This window comes from Halorubrum sp. Ea1, from assembly GCF_002252965.1.
GTDB lineage: Archaea > Halobacteriota > Halobacteria > Halobacteriales > Haloferacaceae > Halorubrum.
Genome location: NZ_NHPG01000022.1, coordinates 21,946 through 40,869 on the forward strand (window position 1 = coordinate 21,946; position 18,924 = coordinate 40,869).

The window sequence follows — 18,924 nt, forward strand, 5'->3', positions numbered from 1 at the left end:
GCGGACTCACTCGGTCCAGACCGCGCGTTCGAGGAGGACCGGAACGAGGTAGAAGGCGACGCCGAGCGCCGACAGCGCGACCAGCGCGGCGTACGTCTCCGCGGTCCGGAGGCGCTCCGCGGTCACGAACACGCGGTAGCCGATCCCGGCCCTGAGCGTGACGAACTCGGCGACGACGGCCCCGACGATCGACAGCGTCGCCGCGAGCTTGAGCCCGGCGAACACGCTCGGCGCGGCCGCGGGGACGCGCACCCGGAGGAACACGGACGGCTTCGACGCGTCGACGGAGCGCGCGAGCGCGAGGTACCGCTCCGGCGTCGACCGGAGCCCGTCCAGCGTCGCGACGGTCATCGGGAACAGCGTCAGCGTCGCGACCAGCGCCGCGCGGGCGGGAATCCCTCGGCCGAACCAGAGGAAGACGAGCGGGGCGATCGCGATCAGCGGCGCGATGCGGAGCGCGATGACGTACGGTAAGGCGATCCGGGCGGCCGTCCGCGAGTAGGTCATCGCGAACGCGAGGAGGGCGCCGACGGCGCAGCCGGCGAGCAGGCCCGTCGCCGCGGTCGCGCCCGTCACGGCGGCGTCGGCGAACAGCGTGGCGCCGCGGGCGACGAGCGCGTCTGCGACGGCCGCGGGCGGCGGCAGGATGATCGCCGGGATCCCGAGCGCGACGACCGTCCCGTGCCACGCGAGGACGAGCGCGACGAACAGCAGCACCGGCGGGGCGACGCGCTTCGCCGCCGCGAGGAGCCGGGTCCGGACCCGACGCGCTCGACGCCCGGGGCTCCGACGGACGGAGGGCCTCCGCGACTCTCGCGTGCGCTCGCGCTCGGCCATCGCTCACCGCACCTCCCCGACGGAGCCGTCGCTCGCCGCCCCTCGGTCGCCGCTCGGCGCCGGTCCGCCTGCCCGGGGGGAGGGGACGGGAGTCACTGGTCGACGAGGTCGGCGTAGTCGGCGACGTGTTCGTCGTCGGTGTCGATGTGCTCGTTCGTCCAGACCGCGTCGGGGTCGACCGAGCCGTCGAAGAAGTCCGCGGCGTCCAGCGTCTCGTAGGTCCGCTGCCACGGCTCCGGCTCGCTCCACCCCCATCCCTCCTCGCGGACGGCCTCCGAGAGCATGTACTCGGAGCGCATCAGGTCCCATTTGTCGCGCTGGTTCTCGCGGACCTCCGCGAGTTCGCCCTGCGCGTCGACGAGCGCGTCGATCGCCCCCTCCGGATTCCGGTCGGCCCACACCGCGCCGCGGGCGGTCGCCCGGAGGAACGCGGCCACGGTCTCCGGGTTCTCCTCGGCGAACGACTCCCCGACGGTGAGCACGTGGCCGTAGGACGGGACGGCGTCGTGCACCGAGAGCACGTCGACCTCGGCGCCCTGGTGGCGCGCGTCGACGACGTCGCCGAAGACGCCGCCCGCCGCGTCGATCTCCCCGGCGAGGAGCCGCTGTACCGTGTCGTACCCGGTGTCGACGTACTCCACGTCGGTGACGCCGGCGGCGTCGAAGTACCCGCGCACCATCTGGCGGACCATCCCGGGACCGCTCCCCACCGTCGCGCCCGACAGCTGCGACGGGTCCGTCAGCTCCTCGCCGAACCGCTCCCGGGACGAGAAGACGACGACCGGGCTCCGCTGCATCACGACCCCCACGGCCAGCGGGGAGAGGTCCCCGGCGTTGACGCCGAGGACCTGGTCGCTGCTGGAGACGCCGAACTCGGTGTTACCGAGCGCGACCTGCTGGGCCGAGAAGTCGGACCCCTCGCCGCTCTCTATCGTGACCGACTCGAACCCCTCCTCCTCGTAGAACCCCTGCGACTGCGCGGCGAAGTACGGCGCGTGGAGACCGCTTATCCGCCAGTTGAGCAGCAGCGACGGGCTCTCGACGGCGGGGGCGCTATCGGTCCCGCCGTCGTCGTCGCCGTCGCTGCCGCTCCCCCCGTCGCCGCCGTCAGTGGCGTTGCCGTCGCCGTCACCGTCCCCGTTCCCGCTCCCGTTTCCGCCGTCGACGCCGCCGTCGCCGCCGAAGCGGCCGGTACACCCCGATACCGCTGCCGTCCCGACTGTAGCGAGAACCGCTCGTCTGGTTCGGATCATCCCGTTTGAGGGCATGTGAATGAATATACATAATGGTTTTCCGTAAACATTTATACCAGACCGGGTTCGGCGGCTCCGTGAGCGGCGCGGACTGACCGGTGACCCGCCCGCGCGAGACCGCGGTCAGCCGCTCTCGTCGGCGTCGAGGCGATCCGCGAGCGAGCCCGTCTCGTCGTCAGCGGGCGGTTCGGCCGCCGAGCCCGCCTCGCCGTCAGCGGGCGGTTCCGTGTCCGCGTCGCTCGGGGCGACCGCGTCGAGCGCCCGTTCGAAGTGGTCGCCGGTGATCCGGATCCCGTCGGCGTCGACGTCGTCGCCGCGGACGTACTCCCGCACGGCCTCGGCCGCGGCCTCGCGACAGACCGCCTCGATGTCCGCGCCGACGTACCCGTCGGTCCGGTCGGCGAGGGCGTCGACGTCGACGTCGTCCGCGAGGGGTCGACCGCGGCAGTGGACCGAGAGGATCTCCCGCCGCGCCGCCGCGTCCGGTCGGGGGACGCGGAGGTGCCGCTCGATCCGGCCGGCGCGCAGCAGCGCGTCGTCGATCAGGTCCTTCCGGTTGGTCGTGGCGACGACGACGACGTCCTCCATCTCCTCTAACCCGTCGAGCTCGGTGAGGAGCTGCGAGACGACGCGCTCGCCGACGTTCGCGTCGGTCGACCCGCCGCGCTCGGCCGCGATCGCGTCGATCTCGTCGAAGAAGACGACCGTCGGCGCGTTCTGTCTGGCCTTCGAGAACACCTCGCGGACGCCCTTCTCCGACTCGCCGACGTACTTGTCCAGCAGCTCGGGCCCCTTCACCGAGACGAAGTTCGACCGGCTCTCGTTGGCGACCGCCTTCGCGAGGAGGGTCTTCCCCGTCCCGGGCGGACCGTACAGGAGGATCCCGCGGTCGGGAGCGAGCGAGACGCGCTCGTACGCCTCCGGGTGTTCGAGCGGCCACTGCACGGTCTCGCGGAGCCGCTCTTTCACCGCCTCGAGCCCGCCCACGTCGTCCCAGGTGACGTCCGGGACCTCGACGCTGATCGCCCGGAGCGCCGACGGCTCGACCTCCCGCAGCGCGGTCTTGAAGTCGTCGTCGGTGACCGCGATCGACGCGGTGGCCTCCGGAGGCGCCGACGCCGGGTCGTCGGCGAGATCGGGCCACACGCGACGGATCGCGTTCATCGAGGCCTCCGTCACCAGGTTCTCCAAGTCCGCGCCGACGAACCCGTGGGTGTTCTCCGCGTAGGCGCCGAGGTCCACCCCGTCGCTCACGCGGAGGTCTCGCGTGTGCACGTCGAGGATCTCCTCGCGGCCGTCCCGGTCGGGAACGCCGATCTCGATCTCGCGGTCGAATCGGCCCGGGCGCCTGAGCGCCGGGTCGATCGCGTCGACCCGGTTCGTCGTGCCGATCACCACGACGGGGTCGCCCTCGCCCAGGTCGTCCAGCAGCGAGAGCAGCTGACCGATGAGCCGACCGTTCGCCTCCCCGCCGCGGGCCCGGTCGCCGGCGACGGCGTCGAGCTCGTCGAGGAGCAGAACCGACGGGGCCTCAGCCGTCGCCTCCTCGAAGGCGTCGCGGAGCCGCTCCTCGCTTTCCCCCCGGTACTTCGAGGTCACGTCGGGGGCGCGGAGCCGCACGACGTGGGCGTCCAGCTCGTTCGCCACGGCGTTCGAGAGGAGCGTCTTCCCCGCGCCGGAGGGCCCGTGTAACAGCACGCCGGTCGGCGGGTTCGCGCCGAGCTCCCGGAACAGCGACGGGTTCCGCATGGGGAGTTCGACCGTCTCACGCAGCCGTCGAACGGCCGCGTCGAGGCCGCCGACGTCGTCGTACGTCGCGCGGCCCTCGGGTTCCGCCGCCGGGAGCTCGACGTCCGTCGCGGGTTCCTCGGAGATCCCCAACCGCGTCCCCTCCCGCACGACGACCGGGCCCGACGGGCTCGTCTCCGCGATCTTCACGGGCACCGTTCGCTCCGGCGCACCGGGGACGGAGTCGAGACCGAGCGCGACGGGGACGACCTGTCCGGCCGTCAGGACCCGGTCGACGAGCGCGTCGCGGAAGGAGAGCCCGAGCGCGTCGTCGACGTCGACCGCCTCCGGCAGCGCGACGACCGCCTCGTCCGCGTCGCGCGCGACGGCGGGACGGACCGCGACGGAGTCGTCGACGCCGGCACCGAGGGACCGCCGCATCCAGTGGGACGCCCGCACGGTCCCGTCGTCGTCGGGATCGGCTGGCCAGGCGCGCGCGGCGACCGATCCCCGCGGCCCCTCGAGGACGACGACGTCGCCCCGGCTCGCTCCGAGCGACCCCATCGCGTCCGGTCCGATCCGCACCACGCCGTCGTCGTCGTCCGCGTCGCCCGGCGCCGACGCGACGCGGAGGGTCGCTTCGGGCCGTCGATCGTGGTCAGTAGACATGGTGGTTCTCGTCGGGACGACGGCGGGGAGCGTAATGAAACCGTGGGGCGCCGCGCCGACCGCGGGAGGAACGGGTCGACCGACCCCGACGAGCCGGGTCCGACCGGTCCGACGGGCTCGACCGACCGATCGGGACCGACGCTCCCGACCGTACGTTGAAGGGGGTCGCGGACGTGTGACACGGTATGACGCGTCAGAACGCGCGCTGTGCGGACTGCGGTTCGTGGTTCCCTCGGTCGCGCGCCGACACGGGCGGCACGGCCGCGCTGGAGTGCCCGATCTGCGGCTCCGGTCTCGTTCAGGGGAACCCGACCGACGGAGTGCGGATCGACCGGAACAACGCGCGATGCGAGTCGTGCGGGGCCGAATTCCCCCGACGGGAGAGCATCACGGACACGAAGGGCGTCCTCGAGTGCCCGGCCTGCGGGTCGACCGGCGACGTCGTCCTGATCGAGGAGTGACGCGCGAGAGCGAGAAGGGCTCACGCAGCGAACTCGAGGCCCGATGTCGGCGACGGTAACGGACCGCGATCGCGGTCTCGACCGGCGAATGCCACGACCCGAACCGAGCCTCGCGCTGCCGCCGCGGCGACCGACGGGCCGACCCGGTCGCGTTGCTATCAGACGAGTGTTATTTTTCCGTGGTTCGCGCGCAGACGAGCGGAGCGCGCCGAGAAGTTATACATTATTGATATGATAACGACAGCCGAATATCAATTACAGACGTAAGACTGTAACGGCCTTCCCGGCGTGGGATCATTGGGGTTGTATTCATAATTAATATCCCTTATAATCAATTCCCTTATATGACAATAATTAAATTTCTGATTCACGCCACGGAGAAATATAACGAAGAGTATAGCTCTCCCCGATATCGACCGTGATCGGGGCCGATAACGCGACGGCTCTCGTCGCGTCGTCCGCGGGAGCCGTCGCGGTTCGGAGTGCGACGCGTCGCTCTCGCGCCGCCCGGGGCGGCCGGGGATCGGTCCGGCGCAACCCGCGCTCGGGCCGGCTCTCCCCGCGCTCGGCGCCGCCCCTCGACGCGTCACGTGCATTCGGCCGACGATCGTCGGACAGAGGCCCGCGACGCGCCGTCTGGCGCGCATACATATCAATCTGTTATAATAATTATTATATGGTACAAAGTGCCAGTCGATACTGCGGGTGCATGGGGAGTTTCCGCACCACGATACCACTATGACGAGACAACAGATCACGATCGACGGCCGAGACGAACTCACAGACGCGCTCGGCATCAGTCGGTCGGACGTCGGCGAGAGACCCACGTTGTCTGAGCTCAGACAAACGGTCGAGACGGAAACGGACCCGGAGTTCGCCTCGATGGGCGAGGCGATCCGCGACGACATGGCGGGAGCGCTCGACGCCGACCTGCTCGCGTCGGAACTCGCGGCCTTCGAAGAGCAGATCGCTCGGCTCTCGGAGGTTCGCGACGCGGGAATTCCGGAGGGAACGGAGGAGCCGGAGGCGCTGTACCGTAAAATCGTGCAGCCCTCGTGGCGCCTCTACGATCACCTCGTGGAGGCCGGATTCTTCGAGAGCCTCGAGGAGCGGCTCCCCCGGTTCACGCCGGAGCACATCGAGCAGACGGCACACGAGCTCGTCCGGCTCGACGCGCTGAGCGAGGAACTCGACGGTCTCGGGTTCGACGAGCGGGAGAAGACCGTGCTCGTGATGAACGTGGTGAACAACAACACTCGCCTCGCTCGGTGGGTTCCCACGAAAGAGATCCCCAGCGACGTGGAGTTCGACGTCGAACACGTCCCGCCGCTCCACAAGCGCGCGATGGGCGGGGCGCTGCTGTGGGTCAACTCGATGGACGTCCACCTCTGGCAGAAGGAGGTGCTCGTCACCGAGGAGATCCTCGACGACGGCTACTGGGACGTGAAGGCGATGCTCGCCGGCGTGGATCTGATCGCGCGGGCCGCGCTCGACATCGCCGAAAACGGGGCGATGAGCGACTCTCAGCTGGTGGCCGCGCTGACCGGCGGTGCCGCGATCGCGATCGTCAACCAGGAAGAGATCTGTAAGGACGTGTACTGGATCACCGAAGAGAAGCGCAATCCGAGTCCCGCACGCTAGGAGGGTATACCAATGGCAATAGAAGAAGACAGGGCGGTCAAGGCCGCACAGGACACAGTCGTACGTGAAACGGATCAGGGGTATCGGGTGCTCGGGTCGCCCGAGGAGTCCGTCACCCACCAGCACGACACGGATCGGATCCCACGGAGGGACATCACCGAGGAGGACATCATCGACTCGGCTGACGATCCGGAGTCGTGGCTCACGTACGGCGGGAACTACGAACAGCACCGTTGCACCACCGCGGACGTGATCACTCCAGAGACCGTCGGCGACCTCGAGCTCGAGTACGAGCTCCACGTCGGCGCGGAGTCCAGCATGGAGGGCACGCCGCTGGTGGTCCCCGGCGACCCGCCGGTGATGTACCAGTCGAACGGACCGAACCACGTCAAGGCCATCGACACGCGGGCCGGCGACGTGCTGTGGAGCTACACGTACGCGGTGCCGTCGGACGTCGTCCTCTGCTGTGACGACAACAACCGCGGCGTGGCGGTCCTCGGCGACAAGGTGTTCATGACGACGCTCGACTCGGGCGTCGTCGCGCTCAACCGGTACACCGGCGAGGAGGAGTGGTACACGAGCACGGCCGACCACGAGTCCGGCTACTCCGCGACGTGGGCGCCGGTCGTGTACGACGGCAAGGTGTTCACCGGCAGCGCCGGCGGCGAGTACGGCGTCCGCGGCTTCCACGTCGCGCTCGACGCCGAGACCGGCGACGAGGTGTGGCGCACGATGACGTCGCCCGACGAGGAGTGGGTCGGCGACAGCATCGAGCAGTCGTGCGCGACCAACTGGATGACGGCGACGATCGACACGGAAAACGAGAAGCTGTACATGCCGGTCGGGAACCCCGGCCCCGACTTCGACGGCTCCGTCCGACCGGGGCCGAACCGGAACAGCGCGGGAACGCTCTGTCTCGACTTAGTGACCGGCGAGCGCGAGTGGTTCCACCAGGAGTCCCCCCACGACGTGTGGGACTACGACTCCGCGGCGCCGCGGCTGCTCATCCCGGACTTCGAGATGGAGCACCGCGACTTCGAGGGCGACGCCGTCGTCTCCTTCGGAAAGACCGCGTGGGGCTACACGCTCGACGCGGACAACGGAAAGCTCCTCAACCGGAGCGAGCCCGGCGTCCAACAGCTGAACATGTTCCGGATGATCCCGCACATCGACGAGGGCCGGCGGATGCCGTTCATGCCCGGCGCGATGGGCGGGAACGACTGGCAGCCGCCCGCGTACAACCCTGAGCTCGGCCTCGCGTACTTCAAGATGAACAACTCGCCCCAAGAGGCCTGGTGGCGCTTCGAGGAGTACGAAGAGGGCAAGAAGTACTGGGGCGGCATCCTCGAAGACGAGATCGACCAACCCCCGGAGGGGTACAACGACCACATCAGCGCCGTCGGCGCCGTCGATCCGGAGACCGGACAGCTGGTCTGGCGCGACTGGATCGACAGCGACGCCTACATCTGGGGCGGGCTGGTGACCACCGAGAGCGGCGTCGTGTTCGGCGGCACGCAGAACGGCGACGTCATCGCCTGGGACGGCGAGACCGGCGACCGCCTCTGGGAGTACTCCACCGGCGAGACGGCGATCTCCGGCAGCCCGATGAGCTGGTACGACCCCGAGACCGAGAAGCAGTACGTGGCCATCCAGGTCGGCGGGAGCGGCTGGCTCCGCCGCGGGACCGCGGGCCGCGACGACCGGCTCTGCGTGTTCTCGCTCGAGGCGTAATCCGCCCGCCGCCGACTTTTTATCGCGCGCACCGACGACCCCCGGAGCGCCGTCGCAGCGACTCCCGGAAGAGCGACGGCCGACTCACGTCGGCGCCGCGACGAGGACGACGTACGGCTCGTCGCCGTCGCGCCGCGGGACGCGCGCGGCGGTCCGGACCGAGAGGCCGGCGTCGCCGACGCGGGTCCGCCAGTACCGCTCCGGGGACGCGTCGACCCGCTCCGGAACGATCGGGAGTTCGAGTATCCCGACCGCGCCGTCTGCCCGGCAGACCCGGCGGAGCTCTCCGAGCGCGTCGCCGTGCCGGTCGGCCGGGAGGTCGTGGAGCACGCGGCACGCCGTGACGACGTCGAACGACCCGGACGCGAACGGGAGGGAGCCGGCGTCGCCGCGGACCGGCTCGACCGCGATCCCCGCCGTCCGGGCGTTCCGTCTGGCGAGTAGGGGGCCGTTCCCGAGTATCACCCTGTCGTCGAAGACGTCGACCCCGACGACCGTCGTTGATCCGGAGAGCCGGGGCGCCAGCCCGACGAGCGACCGCCCGGTCCCGCAGCCGACGTCGAGGACGCGGCCCGCGTCGGCGAGGGGGAGCTCTCGGGCGAGCGCGTCGTACTTGTACCGCTCGAGACGCCACGGCGGGGGCGACGTCAGCGTCGAGAGCGTCCGGACCGCGCGGGCCCCGCCGAGCGCGACGGCGACGGCGGCGAGGGCCCGACTCGCCCGATCTGACCGTCGCCGCGCCAGCGCGACGCCGGCGAGCGCGACGACCAGCCCCTCGCCGACCGCGCGGAACCGACGTCGCCAGTGGTAGAGCCCGAACCAGTACATTTGATCAGTACAGCCGACCGGTGCGTCCCGCCTCCCACCGGTGGAGTCGCCGCGCGATACGTCGCGATACGACGGCGCTCAGGCGACGTCGATACCGCCGCCCTCCGTGCGTTCGGTGAACTCCACCTCGAGTTCGAGCTCGCGCTCCCGCCGAGAGGAGAACTCGACCTCGACCTCGATCGGCTCGGCGAACGCGAAGGGGATCTCCCAGTCGTCCCCGCTGATCGTCAGTTCGTGGCCCTCGTCGAGCGAGTCCGCCACCGACCGGAGGAACGCCGCCGTCTCCTCCGCCGAGAGGAAGACTTCTCGCTCGAAGAACCCGTCCGAGACCGTTCGCTTACCGCTCTCCTCGGACTCCGGAAACTCCACATCGTCTGTCATACGTACACGATACACGTCCCGTATCTTATCTCTTGTGACCGTGTGTCACACCCGGCCCGGGATTCGCCCCTTGGGTAACGTTGATTATCGCTCGTCCGGATCGGATCGGTATGGCACGGATTCCGACGGCCTGCCCAGAGTGCGGCGTCGAGTGGTACCGCGGCGGAACCGCCACGTCCCGGAAGCACCACCGAAAGATCGACGAGGACAGCTGGCAGTGCACCGAGTGTCACGCCGTCGTCCCCGAGCCGTCGGCGACTCCCGACTGACGCCGTCGGTCCCGCCGGCCGCGCGAATCACGCGTCGGACGGTCTCCCGAAGAAACGCTTTTATGTCTCTGTATTGAGGCGTAGACGATGTCGTTGATCGACGCGCTGGGAAACCCGCAGCGGCTCCGGATCATCCAGCACCTGTCGGACGGACCGATGTACGTCACGGAGCTGGCCGACGCCGTCGGCATGAACGGGAAGTCGGCCGTCCACCACCTCGCCGTGCTGGAGGACGAGGACCTCGTCGATCACTACTGGGACGGCAACCGGAAGTATTACCGACTGGTCCGGGCAGTCGAACTCGACATCTCTCCCCCGCCGGAGCGCCGGTTCATCCTGCAGCGTGGCGCGGAGCGAGCGACGGGACCGGTCGGTGACGAGTGACGTGGGCGGTCAGGACCGGGCGACGGGCCTGGTCGGTCGCTGACGAGTGACGTGGGCGGTCAGGACCGGGCGACGGGCCTGGTCGGTCGCTGACGAGTGACGTGGGCGGTCGGTGACAGGTGACGACTCCGGTCGGTGCCGAGCGACTCGGCGAGTCGCCACCAAAATTTAAGCGGTACTATGTTAATTGTCATCGTATGGCTACGTTGCCTAACACGCCGGACCTGGATCCGGAAGAGACCGAGGAACCGACCGTCGCCGCCGAAGTCGAGGCGGACGACGACCCATCGGCCGACGTCGAACCGGGGCAAGACGGGGAGGCGGCGGGCGACACGGGGGCCGAAACGGGGCCCGACGGGACGATAGAGCGCCAGATAGAGGCGCTGATCGACGAGCGCGTCGCCGAGATAGAGCGGGACATGGAGGCGCTCGAGGCCGAGCTGGAGGAGTTGGACGACTTCGCCCGGATCAGCCTCGGCGAGCGGTATTCGCAGCGGATCGAACAGAACGTCTCGGAGCTCTCCGACTCGCTCACGGGGTTCGCGGAGCGGAACTTCCAGAAGCTGAACAGCGTCGAGGGCCGGGTCGACGAGATGTCGCTCGTGTTGACGGCGGTGATCGAGGCGCTCGACGACGCGGACGTCGACGTCGACTTCTCCGAGGTCCGACGCATGCAGGAGGGGGTCGTCGAGGAGGCCCCGGCCGAGCGACTGGCGGCCGCGAGCCGCGACGAGTGAACTCCGGCGACACCGCACCGGCGCCGCCGGAGCCGTTCCCACGCCTCGTCAGACCTCGCGCTCCCCGATGACGCGGTCCTGCAGGTAGTCGAGGTGTTTGGCGCTGTGGATCACCCGAACGTGGTCCGTCGCTGGCTTGCTCTGACAGGTCAGTCGGATCCCGCGCTCCTCGACCTCCTCGTCGGTGATGATGAGATTCATCTCCATCTCCAGTTCGCCGTCGACGAGGATCCCGGCGCAGTTCGCACAGGAGGCGGCGCGACAGGAGAAGGGCCACTCGAGCCCGTTGTCCTCGGCGGCGTCCAGGAGCTTCCGGTTCCTGCTCACCTCCATCGTGCCGTACTCCTCCTCGGTCAGGTCGGCGGCGGCCGCCTTCTCGAAGAGGTCGTCGTCGTCGATCCCCCAGTCGTTGGCGTCGACGACTTCGTAGTCGAGGTACTCGACGGTCGAAACCTCCGTCTCACCCCCCTCGAAGTCGGGATCCTTGGCCGCGTCGCTTCCGATCTTGACGTTCGGGAGGCTGGCGTCCTCGGACATACCTCCGTGATCCCACCCCACGTACCTAAACGTCACGGGGAGAACCCCCCGACACCGCGGGCGTCGCCGGCGGTCGGACCGCTCCCGTCGCGACGACGGTCCGCGCAGAAACAATTACAATCCCGGGGGACGCACGTCAGCAATGCGCATGAGCGACACCGACGACTACCTGATACTGCGTGAACTGCCCGAGCCGATAACCCAAGAGGAGCTGGACGCGGCCGCCGAGGCGTCCGGCGAGACGCTCTCCGAGCTCCGCGAGGAGGGCGTCGACATCCAGTGGGTCGACTCCGAAGTAATGACCGACGACGACGGCGGAATCGTCGGCACGTTCTGTCACTATCAGGCCGAGAGCGAGGACGCCGTGCGGGAGCACGCGGACCGCGCCGGCCTCCCGGCGACGAAGGTGACCCGACGTGGCGACCCCCTCTCCGGTGAGTGAACCCGGGCGAGGCTCCCGCCGCGGACGGACGCGCGAGGACCGCACGCCCGACGGCCGACCGCGCGGCGGCCGCGCCGGAGGCGGCCCACAGTTCGGACGGCTGACCACGAGCGGACGACTGACCACGAGCGGATGACCGGCCACGAGCGGATGACCGACCACGAGCGGATCGCCGTGCTCGCCCACGATCGGTTCCCCGACGACGCGCGCGGGGCGATCGAACTCGTTCGGTACGGGCGCCCGGAGGTCGTCGCCGTGATCGACACGGCCAGGCGGTCCCCGGTCACCTCCCAGCTCGTCCGGTCGCTCCCGCGGATTCCGATCGTGCGGCGGTTCGACGACGTCGGCGAGCCGGTCGACGCGCTGTACGTCGGCATCGATCTCGCCCGAGACGGCCGGATCGCCGACCTGTCGGAGCCGGTGCGACGGGACGTGCGCGCCGCGCTCGCAGCCGGATGCGACGTGGTCGTCTCGCGGCCGGGATTCCCCGTCGGCGACCCCGCGTTCGAGCGGGCGACGGCCGCCGGCGGCGGTCGGGTCGTCGACGTCGGCGCCCCGCCGCCGGACCGGTCGGGAGACGCGGGCCGCGACGCCGGGGTCGACGCGGAGGTCCTGCTCACCGTCGGGACCGACCGGTACGTCGGGACCTCCTCGACCGCGTTCGAGCTCGTGGACGCGGCCCGGGAGCGCGGTGTCGACGCGGCCCTCGTGCCGACGAGCCACGTCGGTGCCCTGCTCGACGGGCGGGGGGCGTCGATCGACCGTCTCCCAATCGGGCGGGTCCACGACGTGGTCGACGGGCTGGTCCGCGAGCGGGGCGAGCGCCGCGACCTGCTCGTGGTCGAGGGGCAAGGGGCCATCTGTCACCCCGGGTCGTCCGGGCAGATCTGCGGGCTCCTCCACGGCGCGAGACCGGACGGGCTCGTCCTCTGCCACTCGGCCGGCCGCGAACTCATGCACGGGTACGACGTCGACATCCCGTCGGTCGCGACACACGTCGACCTGTACGAGCGCGTCGCCGCGCCGGTGGCGGAGACGGCGGTCCTCGCGGGGGCGCTCAACACGATGAACGTCGCGACGCCCCCGGCGGCGCGCGAGGCGGTCGCCGACTTCGCCGAGCGCCTCGGCGCGCCGGCGACCGACCCCCTCCGGTTCGACGCGGACGCGCTCCTCGACGCTGTCGGTCTCGGCTGAGAGGGACGCGGTAGCCGAAAAAAGCCGACGCACGACCGCGACGCGGTCGCGTTCAGTCGTCGGCCGGAGCCGCGGAGTCGCCGGCGGAGACGCCGGTTCCGGGGCCGACGTCGATGCCGAGTTCCTCGAGCTTCTCGTCGGGGACGACGCCGTCGACCCAGCCGCGGGTCTCGTAGTACTCCGCCTTCATCTCGTCGAGCTCGCAGAGCTCGCCCTCGCTCCCTCCCTGTCCGGGGACGGCGTCCGGGTGGCCCTCGACGAACCGCCCGGGGAGGTCGTCGTCCTCGGCGTCGAAGCCGGCGAGGTTGTTGAAGTAGCGTTCGAGGTTGTACACCCGCTCGCCCGCCTCGAACAGCTCGTCCTCGGTGACCTCGCGGCCGGTCATGCCGCTGTACTGGAGGACGTACTCCTCGATCCCCTCGGCGAAGGCGTTGAACTTGCAGATGTCGAACGAGTCGGAGATCGCGTGCAGGTCCTGGAAGGTGGCGGTGAGCTCGCCTTTCCCCTCCCACTCGTACGGGTCGACCTTCTCCGGAATGCCGAGGATCTCGGCTGCCGGCGTGTAGGCCCGGAGGTGACAGGCGCCGCGGTTGGAGGTCGCGTACGCGATCCCCATCCCCTTCATGCAGCGCGGGTCGTACGCCGGGATCGACTGCCCCTTGACGGCCAGCGAGTTGTCGTGGGCGTCCTTCTCGTCGGCGACGCGGTCAGCCCCCTCCGCGAGGAGGTCGCCGAGGTCCGAGGAGCGGTGGCCGATCTCACCGATGAGGTCGATCATGCGCTCGGCGTCGCCCCAGTCGATGGTCTCGACGTCGTCGAGCTTGCCCTCTTCGCTCATCTCCATCGCCATCGCCATCATGTTGCCGACCTCGATCGTGTCGACGCCCACCTGGTTGCAGCGCTGGATCATCAGCGCGACCTCGTCGCGGTGGGTGTGTCCCGAGTTCGGGCCGAGCGCGAACGCGGACTCGTACTCGAACGACTCCATGTGGACGTTCATGTCCTCGCCCTTGTGGTTGAGCTGGACCTCGACCTCCTTCTTGCAGGCGACCGGGCAGGAGTGACAGGTCGGGTCGTTGACGAGGATGTTCTCCTCGACGTTCTCGCCGGAGACGCGCTCGGCGTCGAGATCGGTCCCCTCCGCGTCGCTGTACGCCTCGGTCGAGGTGTACTTCGCGTTCTTCGTGGGGAGGCCGTCCATCTCCTCGGTCGCGTTCATCAGGACGTTCGTCCCGTACACGGAGAGTCCGCCCTCGTTGGGCGCGGTGACCTCCGACTCCTGAATGACGCCCATCGCCTGCTGATACCCCTCTTGGAACGTCTCGGGGTCGGCGGGTTTCGGCATGTCGGTGCCGCTCTTCACGACGACGGCCTTCACGTTCTTCGCCCCCATGACGGCGCCGGTGCCGCCGCGGCCGGACGCCCGGTCGTCCTCGTTCATCACGCAGGCGTAGCGGACGCCGTTCTCGCCGCCCGGTCCGATCGCCATCACGGAGAGGTTCTTGCCGACGGCGCCGTCGACCTCCTCGCCGATCGCGTCGATCGCGTCGTCCGTCTCCTTCCCCCAGAGGTGGGAGGCGTCGCGTACCTCGACCTCGCCGTCCTCGACGAACAGGTAGACGGGGTCGTCGCTCTCGCCGTCGAGGAGGATCCCGTCGAGCCCCGCCCACTTGAGCCGCGCGCCGGACCAGCCGCCGTGGTGCGAGTCGGTGACCGTCCCCGTCAGCGGGGACTTCGTCACGAGCGCGATCCGACCGCTCATCACGGTCTGGGTCCCGGTGAGCGGCCCAGTCATGAACGCCAGTCGGTTCTCCGGCCCCAGCGGGTCGACGTCCGGCCCGGCCTCGAAGAGATACTTCACTCCGAGCCCGCGCGCGCCGATGTACTTCTCCGCGTCCTCCTCGTCGATGCCCTCGTAGCTGACGTCGCCGTCGCCGAGGTCGACCTGTGCCACTCGGTCTCTGTAGCCGCCCATTTCAGTCATGGGAGTGTCCAACATGAGTGTTTGCGCTTCTGTGTGTTAATTATTGTCATCGCTACCCCCCATAAGGGAGGGGTTCGGCGCGTCTGACGGGCGCCTGAAGGGAGACGGGAGGACGACAGAGGGCCGACCGGAGCGCCCGCCCGGCGTGCTCGGCCGGCGTGCCCGACCGCCGTGCCCGACCGCACGCGCCGCGCGCGTCGCGATCGGTCACACGCCCTACGTTTATCACGGTTGACGGGTATCTCGGGGTATGAGCGATCAGAGCGTCGCCGACCGACTCCGCCGGCCGGAGTACACGGGCGGGAACCGGTGTCTGCCGTGCACGGCGTTGAACGTCGCGCTCGCCGTCGTCGCCGCCGTCGCGGTCGGCGCCGGCGGTCTCGTAGCGGGGGCGTCTCGCGTCGCCGCGGTCGGCGCCGGCGGCGTCGTGTTCGCCGTCGCGCTGGCCGCGATCGCGCTGCGCGGCTACCTGATCCCCGGGACGCCGGCGATCACGCGCCGGTACTTCCCCGACCGGGTCCTCGACGCGTTCGGTAAGGGGGAGGCCGACCGTCCGGTCCTCGAGTCGGTCGACGACGAGGCGGTCGTGGCGACGCTGTCGCGGGCGGGCGTGCTGATCGAGGACGGCGACGCCCTCGGTCTCACCGACGAGTTTCGGGCGGCCGTCGGCGACGGGGTCGACTCGGGGAACCCGGACGCGGAGGGCGTTCGCGCGGCGCTGCGTGCGGACGAGGTCGACGCGCTCGGACCGACGTCGTTCGAGGTCGACGGCGAGGGGATCGAGCGCTGGGTCTCGACGGAGGCGGTCGCCGTGGACGTGGCGCTCGCCGCCGAGCTCGACGACCGGCTCGACGGCTGGGCGGACCTCAACCGCGGCGACCGGCGCGACGTGTTGACGGGCCTCCGACTGCGCGTCGAGCGCTGTCCCGCGTGCGACTCCCGGGCGGAGACGACGGTCGAGCGACTCGACCACTGCTGCCGTCGCCCCCACGTCGCCGTTCAGTCGGCCTGCCGGGAGTGCGACGCCCTGCTCGGGGACCACGTGGTGCCAGCGTCGGCCGCGGACACGTGGATCGAGCGCGTGGACGGCGCCGAGCCGCCGCGAGCTTCGACGCGGTGAGCTGTCGCATCGCGGCCCACCACTCCCCGGCGCCGACCGCGTTCGTCGACGAGGTCGCGCGCGTCCTCGAACCGGGCGTGACCCTCGCCTTCGAGGACAACGTCTCCCCCGCGGACGACGACCTCGACGCCTTCCTCAACGACGTGGAGCGGCTCCGCGACCCGACGCACGTCCGGTCACACGCCGTCGCCGACTGGATCGAGTGGCTCGAGGGCGCCGGGTTCACCGTCGAGACAGCGAGCGTCGCGAGCAAGCGCATCGCGTTCGGCGAGTGGGCCGCGAACGTCGACGCGTCGGCCGAGCGCCGCGAGCGGATCGCCGCCGCGTTCGAGGCGGCGCCGCCCGGCGCCGCGGAGCGGTTCGAGTTCGCCCGCGAGGGCGGGCGGATCGAGTCGTTCGCCAATCTCAAATTGCTCGTCAAAGCGACCCGGTGACTCGCGCGGCGAGACCCGAGCGTCCTCAGTCGACCTCGGCCGGTTCGTCGATCCGAGCGGAGTCCTCGGCCGTCGACCCCTCGGCCGGGTGGAAACACGCCGCGGAGTGGTCGGCGTCGGTCCAGGCGTCGAGTTCGGGCTCCGACTCCCGGCAGCGCTCGGTCGCCTTCGGACAGCGGGGTGCGAACCGACACCCCCCCGGCGACCCCTCCGGATCGGCGGGCTCGCCTCGGAGGGTTACCCGGTCGCGGCCCCCGCGCGGGTCCGTCTCCGGGACGGCCGCGAGCAACGCCTCCGTGTACGGGTGTCGCGGGTCGCTCACGACCCGCTCCGTCGGCCCGGTCTCCACGAATCGACCGAGGTACATGATCGAGAGCCGGTCGGCGATCCGCGTGAGGCTCGCGAGGTCGTGCGAGATGTACAGCACGCCGATCCCCTCGGTGTTGGCCAGCGAGCGGAGGAGGTTGAGCACCTCCGCCTGGAGCGAGACGTCGAGCATCGACGCCGGCTCGTCGCAGATGAGGAACTCGGGGTCGATGACGAGCGCCCGGGCGATGGCGACCCGCTGGCGCTGGCCGCCCGAGAGCTCGTTCGGGTACTTGTCCAGGTAGCGCTCGGCGGGGGCCATCCCGACCCGTTCGAGCGTCTCCCGGACTGCCGCGTCGCGCTCGTCGAGCCGGTAGCCGTGGATCGTGAGCGGCTCTTTCACCAGCGTCTCGACCGTCAGCCGCGGGTTCAGCGACTCGTAGGGGTTCTGGAAGACGATCTGGAGCTTCTGTCTGAACGACCGGAGGTTCCCGTCCCGGTAGTGCTCGTGCGACTGGCCGTCGAAGGTGAACCCGCCGTCGGTCGGCTCCTCGAGCAGCGCGAGCGTCTGTCCGAGCGTGGACTTCCCGCAGCCGGACTCGCCGACGACGCCCCGTATCTCGCCGCGCGAGACCGACAGGGAGACCCCGTCGACGGCGCGGATGTGCGAGCCGCCGCCGAACGCCTCCCGGAGGAGTTCGCCGCGGCGCGCGTACCAGCGACTGAGGCTGTTCGTGAACCCGGTCACCGTCGGCGAGACGCCGTCGACGGGGAGCCGGCCGAGGAGGGACTCCGAGCTCTCGTACCACTTGCGTAAGCCGTCGACTTCGAGGACGACGTCGTCGGCGTCGGGACGCGACCCCTCCGCGGCACCGCCCCACGTCGTCGCTGAGTCGGCCTCTCGGCGCATCTGAGCCGCTCGCTCCGCGTTGTGACACGCGACGCGCTGGTCGCGGTACGGGAGGTCCCGGAGGTCGGGCGTCGTCGTCGCGCACTCCTCGGTCGCGAACGGGCACCGGGGCTCGAAGACGCAGCCCGTCGGCTTCTCGTCCAGTTGCGGCGGTGTCCCCGGGACCGAAACCAGCCCGTCGGCGTCGCCGTCCAGCGCGGGGAAGGCGTTCTTCAGCCCCATCGTGTAGGGGTTCGCCGGGTTGAGGAGGAGGTTCTCGACGCGGCCCTGCTCCATCACCGTCCCGCCGTACAGCACCGACATCTCGTCGCAGGTCTCCGCGATGACGCTCAGGTCGTGGGTGATCAACAGCAGAGAGCTGTCGGTCTCCTCTTGGATCTGGAGGATGTTGTCGATGATCCGGTCTTGGACGATCACGTCCAAGCCGGTCGTGGGCTCGTCCGCGACGACGAGCTTCGGCTCCAGCGCGAGCGCCATCGCGATGACGACACGCTGGCGCATCCCGTCAGAGAACTGGTGCGGGTAGTCGCCGACGCGGTCGGGGTCGAGTCCGACCGTCTCGAACAGCCCGTGCGCGCGACGCCGAGCCCGCCGCTCGGAGACCTCCCGATGCGTCTGGATCGCCTGCCGGATCTGCGCGCCGACCGACATCACCGGGTCGAGGGCGTCGATCGCCGTCTGGGGGATGAACGCGATCTCCTCCCAGAGGAGGTCCTGCCGCTCCGACGGCGCCAGCGACCGCAGATCCCGTCCCTCGAATTCGATCTCGCCGGACTCGATCTCCGCGTGGTCGGGGAGCAGACCGAGGATGGCCTTCGCGGTGGTCGACTTCCCGGACGCCGACTCGCCGGACAGCGCGTAGTTGACCCCGTCGTCGATGGCGAACGACACGCCGTTCACGCTGTGGAGCGGTCCGTCCCGCGCGTCGTATCGCACCGTCAGGTCGTCGACGGAGAGGAGCGTCACGCGGACACCACCCCGTTCAGTGCGACCGCGGGCGCGCTCGGACGACCGCCGCCGCGCGCCGGATCCGGCCCCCGCTGCGTACCCAGAACCATCACGAATGATAGTAGGATTC

18 protein-coding genes are annotated in these 18,924 nt (G+C 70.1%); 10 read left to right on the forward strand and 8 right to left on the reverse strand.

What is annotated here, in order from left to right; translation table 11 throughout:
• Positions 1-6: 6 nt before the first annotated feature.
• From DJ73_RS02825 to DJ73_RS02835, 3 genes are all read right to left on the reverse strand, one after another.
• Positions 7-837, reverse strand: coding sequence for an ABC transporter permease (locus DJ73_RS02825; protein ID WP_094557252.1), 831 nt, complete (start codon positions 835-837; stop codon positions 7-9).
• Positions 838-929: 92 nt separating this feature from the next.
• Positions 930-2,105, reverse strand: a complete 1,176-nt coding sequence (locus DJ73_RS02830; protein WP_254921574.1) for an ABC transporter substrate-binding protein — start codon at positions 2,103-2,105, stop codon at positions 930-932.
• A gap of 108 nt (positions 2,106-2,213) precedes the next feature.
• A complete protein-coding gene (locus DJ73_RS02835; RefSeq protein ID WP_094557253.1) occupies positions 2,214-4,487 on the reverse strand; it encodes an AAA family ATPase in 2,274 nt (757 codons plus the stop codon).
• Positions 4,488-4,672: 185 nt separating this feature from the next.
• Between DJ73_RS02835 and DJ73_RS02840 the strand changes: the two genes are divergently transcribed.
• From DJ73_RS02840 to DJ73_RS02850, 3 genes are all read left to right on the forward strand, one after another.
• On the forward strand, positions 4,673-4,948 hold the full coding sequence (locus tag DJ73_RS02840) for a hypothetical protein (RefSeq protein ID WP_094523192.1): 276 nt from the start codon (positions 4,673-4,675) through the stop codon (positions 4,946-4,948).
• Between the two features lie 738 nt (positions 4,949-5,686).
• Positions 5,687-6,589: a hypothetical protein gene (locus tag DJ73_RS02845; RefSeq protein WP_094523190.1), complete on the forward strand. Its 903-nt coding sequence runs from the start codon at positions 5,687-5,689 to the stop codon at positions 6,587-6,589.
• A gap of 12 nt (positions 6,590-6,601) precedes the next feature.
• Complete coding sequence (locus DJ73_RS02850; RefSeq protein WP_094557254.1) at positions 6,602-8,320, forward strand: PQQ-binding-like beta-propeller repeat protein; 1,719 nt, start codon at positions 6,602-6,604, stop codon at positions 8,318-8,320.
• A gap of 84 nt (positions 8,321-8,404) precedes the next feature.
• Here the strand turns inward: DJ73_RS02850 and DJ73_RS02855 are convergent, their stop codons facing one another.
• Both DJ73_RS02855 and DJ73_RS02860 read right to left on the reverse strand, forming a co-directional pair.
• Positions 8,405-9,148, reverse strand: a complete 744-nt coding sequence (locus tag DJ73_RS02855; protein WP_094523186.1) for a class I SAM-dependent methyltransferase — start codon at positions 9,146-9,148, stop codon at positions 8,405-8,407.
• A 78-nt stretch (positions 9,149-9,226) separates the two neighbouring features.
• A complete protein-coding gene (locus DJ73_RS02860; RefSeq protein WP_094523184.1) occupies positions 9,227-9,529 on the reverse strand; it encodes an amphi-Trp domain-containing protein in 303 nt (100 codons plus the stop codon).
• 110 nt (positions 9,530-9,639) lie between these two features.
• Here DJ73_RS02860 and DJ73_RS20090 point away from each other — a divergent pair, with 110 nt between their 5' ends.
• From DJ73_RS20090 to DJ73_RS02870, 3 genes are all read left to right on the forward strand, one after another.
• Positions 9,640-9,798, forward strand: a complete 159-nt coding sequence (locus DJ73_RS20090) for a hypothetical protein (protein WP_170938365.1) — start codon at positions 9,640-9,642, stop codon at positions 9,796-9,798.
• Positions 9,799-9,885: 87 nt separating this feature from the next.
• Positions 9,886-10,182 (forward strand): winged helix-turn-helix domain-containing protein, encoded by a 297-nt coding sequence (locus DJ73_RS02865; protein ID WP_094523182.1) that lies wholly within the window; start codon positions 9,886-9,888, stop codon positions 10,180-10,182.
• A gap of 197 nt (positions 10,183-10,379) precedes the next feature.
• Positions 10,380-10,919 (forward strand): hypothetical protein, encoded by a 540-nt coding sequence (locus DJ73_RS02870; RefSeq protein ID WP_094523180.1) that lies wholly within the window; start codon positions 10,380-10,382, stop codon positions 10,917-10,919.
• A 48-nt stretch (positions 10,920-10,967) separates the two neighbouring features.
• On the opposite strand, the gene fer is transcribed toward DJ73_RS02870, so the two are convergent.
• Complete coding sequence (fer, locus tag DJ73_RS02875) at positions 10,968-11,456, reverse strand: ferredoxin Fer (protein WP_249269160.1); 489 nt, start codon at positions 11,454-11,456, stop codon at positions 10,968-10,970.
• 148 nt (positions 11,457-11,604) lie between these two features.
• Here fer and DJ73_RS02880 point away from each other — a divergent pair, with 148 nt between their 5' ends.
• A complete protein-coding gene (locus tag DJ73_RS02880; protein WP_212589856.1) occupies positions 11,605-11,898 on the forward strand; it encodes a DUF4242 domain-containing protein in 294 nt (97 codons plus the stop codon).
• 132 nt (positions 11,899-12,030) lie between these two features.
• Positions 12,031-13,092 (forward strand): DUF1611 domain-containing protein, encoded by a 1,062-nt coding sequence (locus DJ73_RS02885; RefSeq protein WP_094528017.1) that lies wholly within the window; start codon positions 12,031-12,033, stop codon positions 13,090-13,092.
• A 52-nt stretch (positions 13,093-13,144) separates the two neighbouring features.
• Here DJ73_RS02885 and DJ73_RS02890 read toward each other — a convergent pair whose 3' ends face one another.
• Positions 13,145-15,076 (reverse strand): aldehyde ferredoxin oxidoreductase family protein, encoded by a 1,932-nt coding sequence (locus DJ73_RS02890; protein ID WP_094523212.1) that lies wholly within the window; start codon positions 15,074-15,076, stop codon positions 13,145-13,147.
• Between the two features lie 250 nt (positions 15,077-15,326).
• Here DJ73_RS02890 and DJ73_RS20810 point away from each other — a divergent pair, with 250 nt between their 5' ends.
• Positions 15,327-16,196 carry a hypothetical protein gene (locus DJ73_RS20810; RefSeq protein ID WP_094557255.1) on the forward strand — a complete coding sequence of 290 codons (870 nt, stop codon included), beginning with the start codon at positions 15,327-15,329 and terminating at the stop codon, positions 16,194-16,196.
• Positions 16,193-16,630, forward strand: a complete 438-nt coding sequence (locus DJ73_RS20815) for a hypothetical protein (RefSeq protein WP_176451065.1) — start codon at positions 16,193-16,195, stop codon at positions 16,628-16,630. Before DJ73_RS20810 ends, DJ73_RS20815 begins: the two co-directional genes overlap by 4 nt.
• A gap of 25 nt (positions 16,631-16,655) precedes the next feature.
• Here DJ73_RS20815 and DJ73_RS02905 read toward each other — a convergent pair whose 3' ends face one another.
• Entirely contained in the window at positions 16,656-18,812 is a 2,157-nt protein-coding gene (locus tag DJ73_RS02905; protein WP_094557256.1) for an ABC transporter ATP-binding protein, read from the reverse strand.
• Positions 18,813-18,924 lie beyond the last annotated feature (112 nt).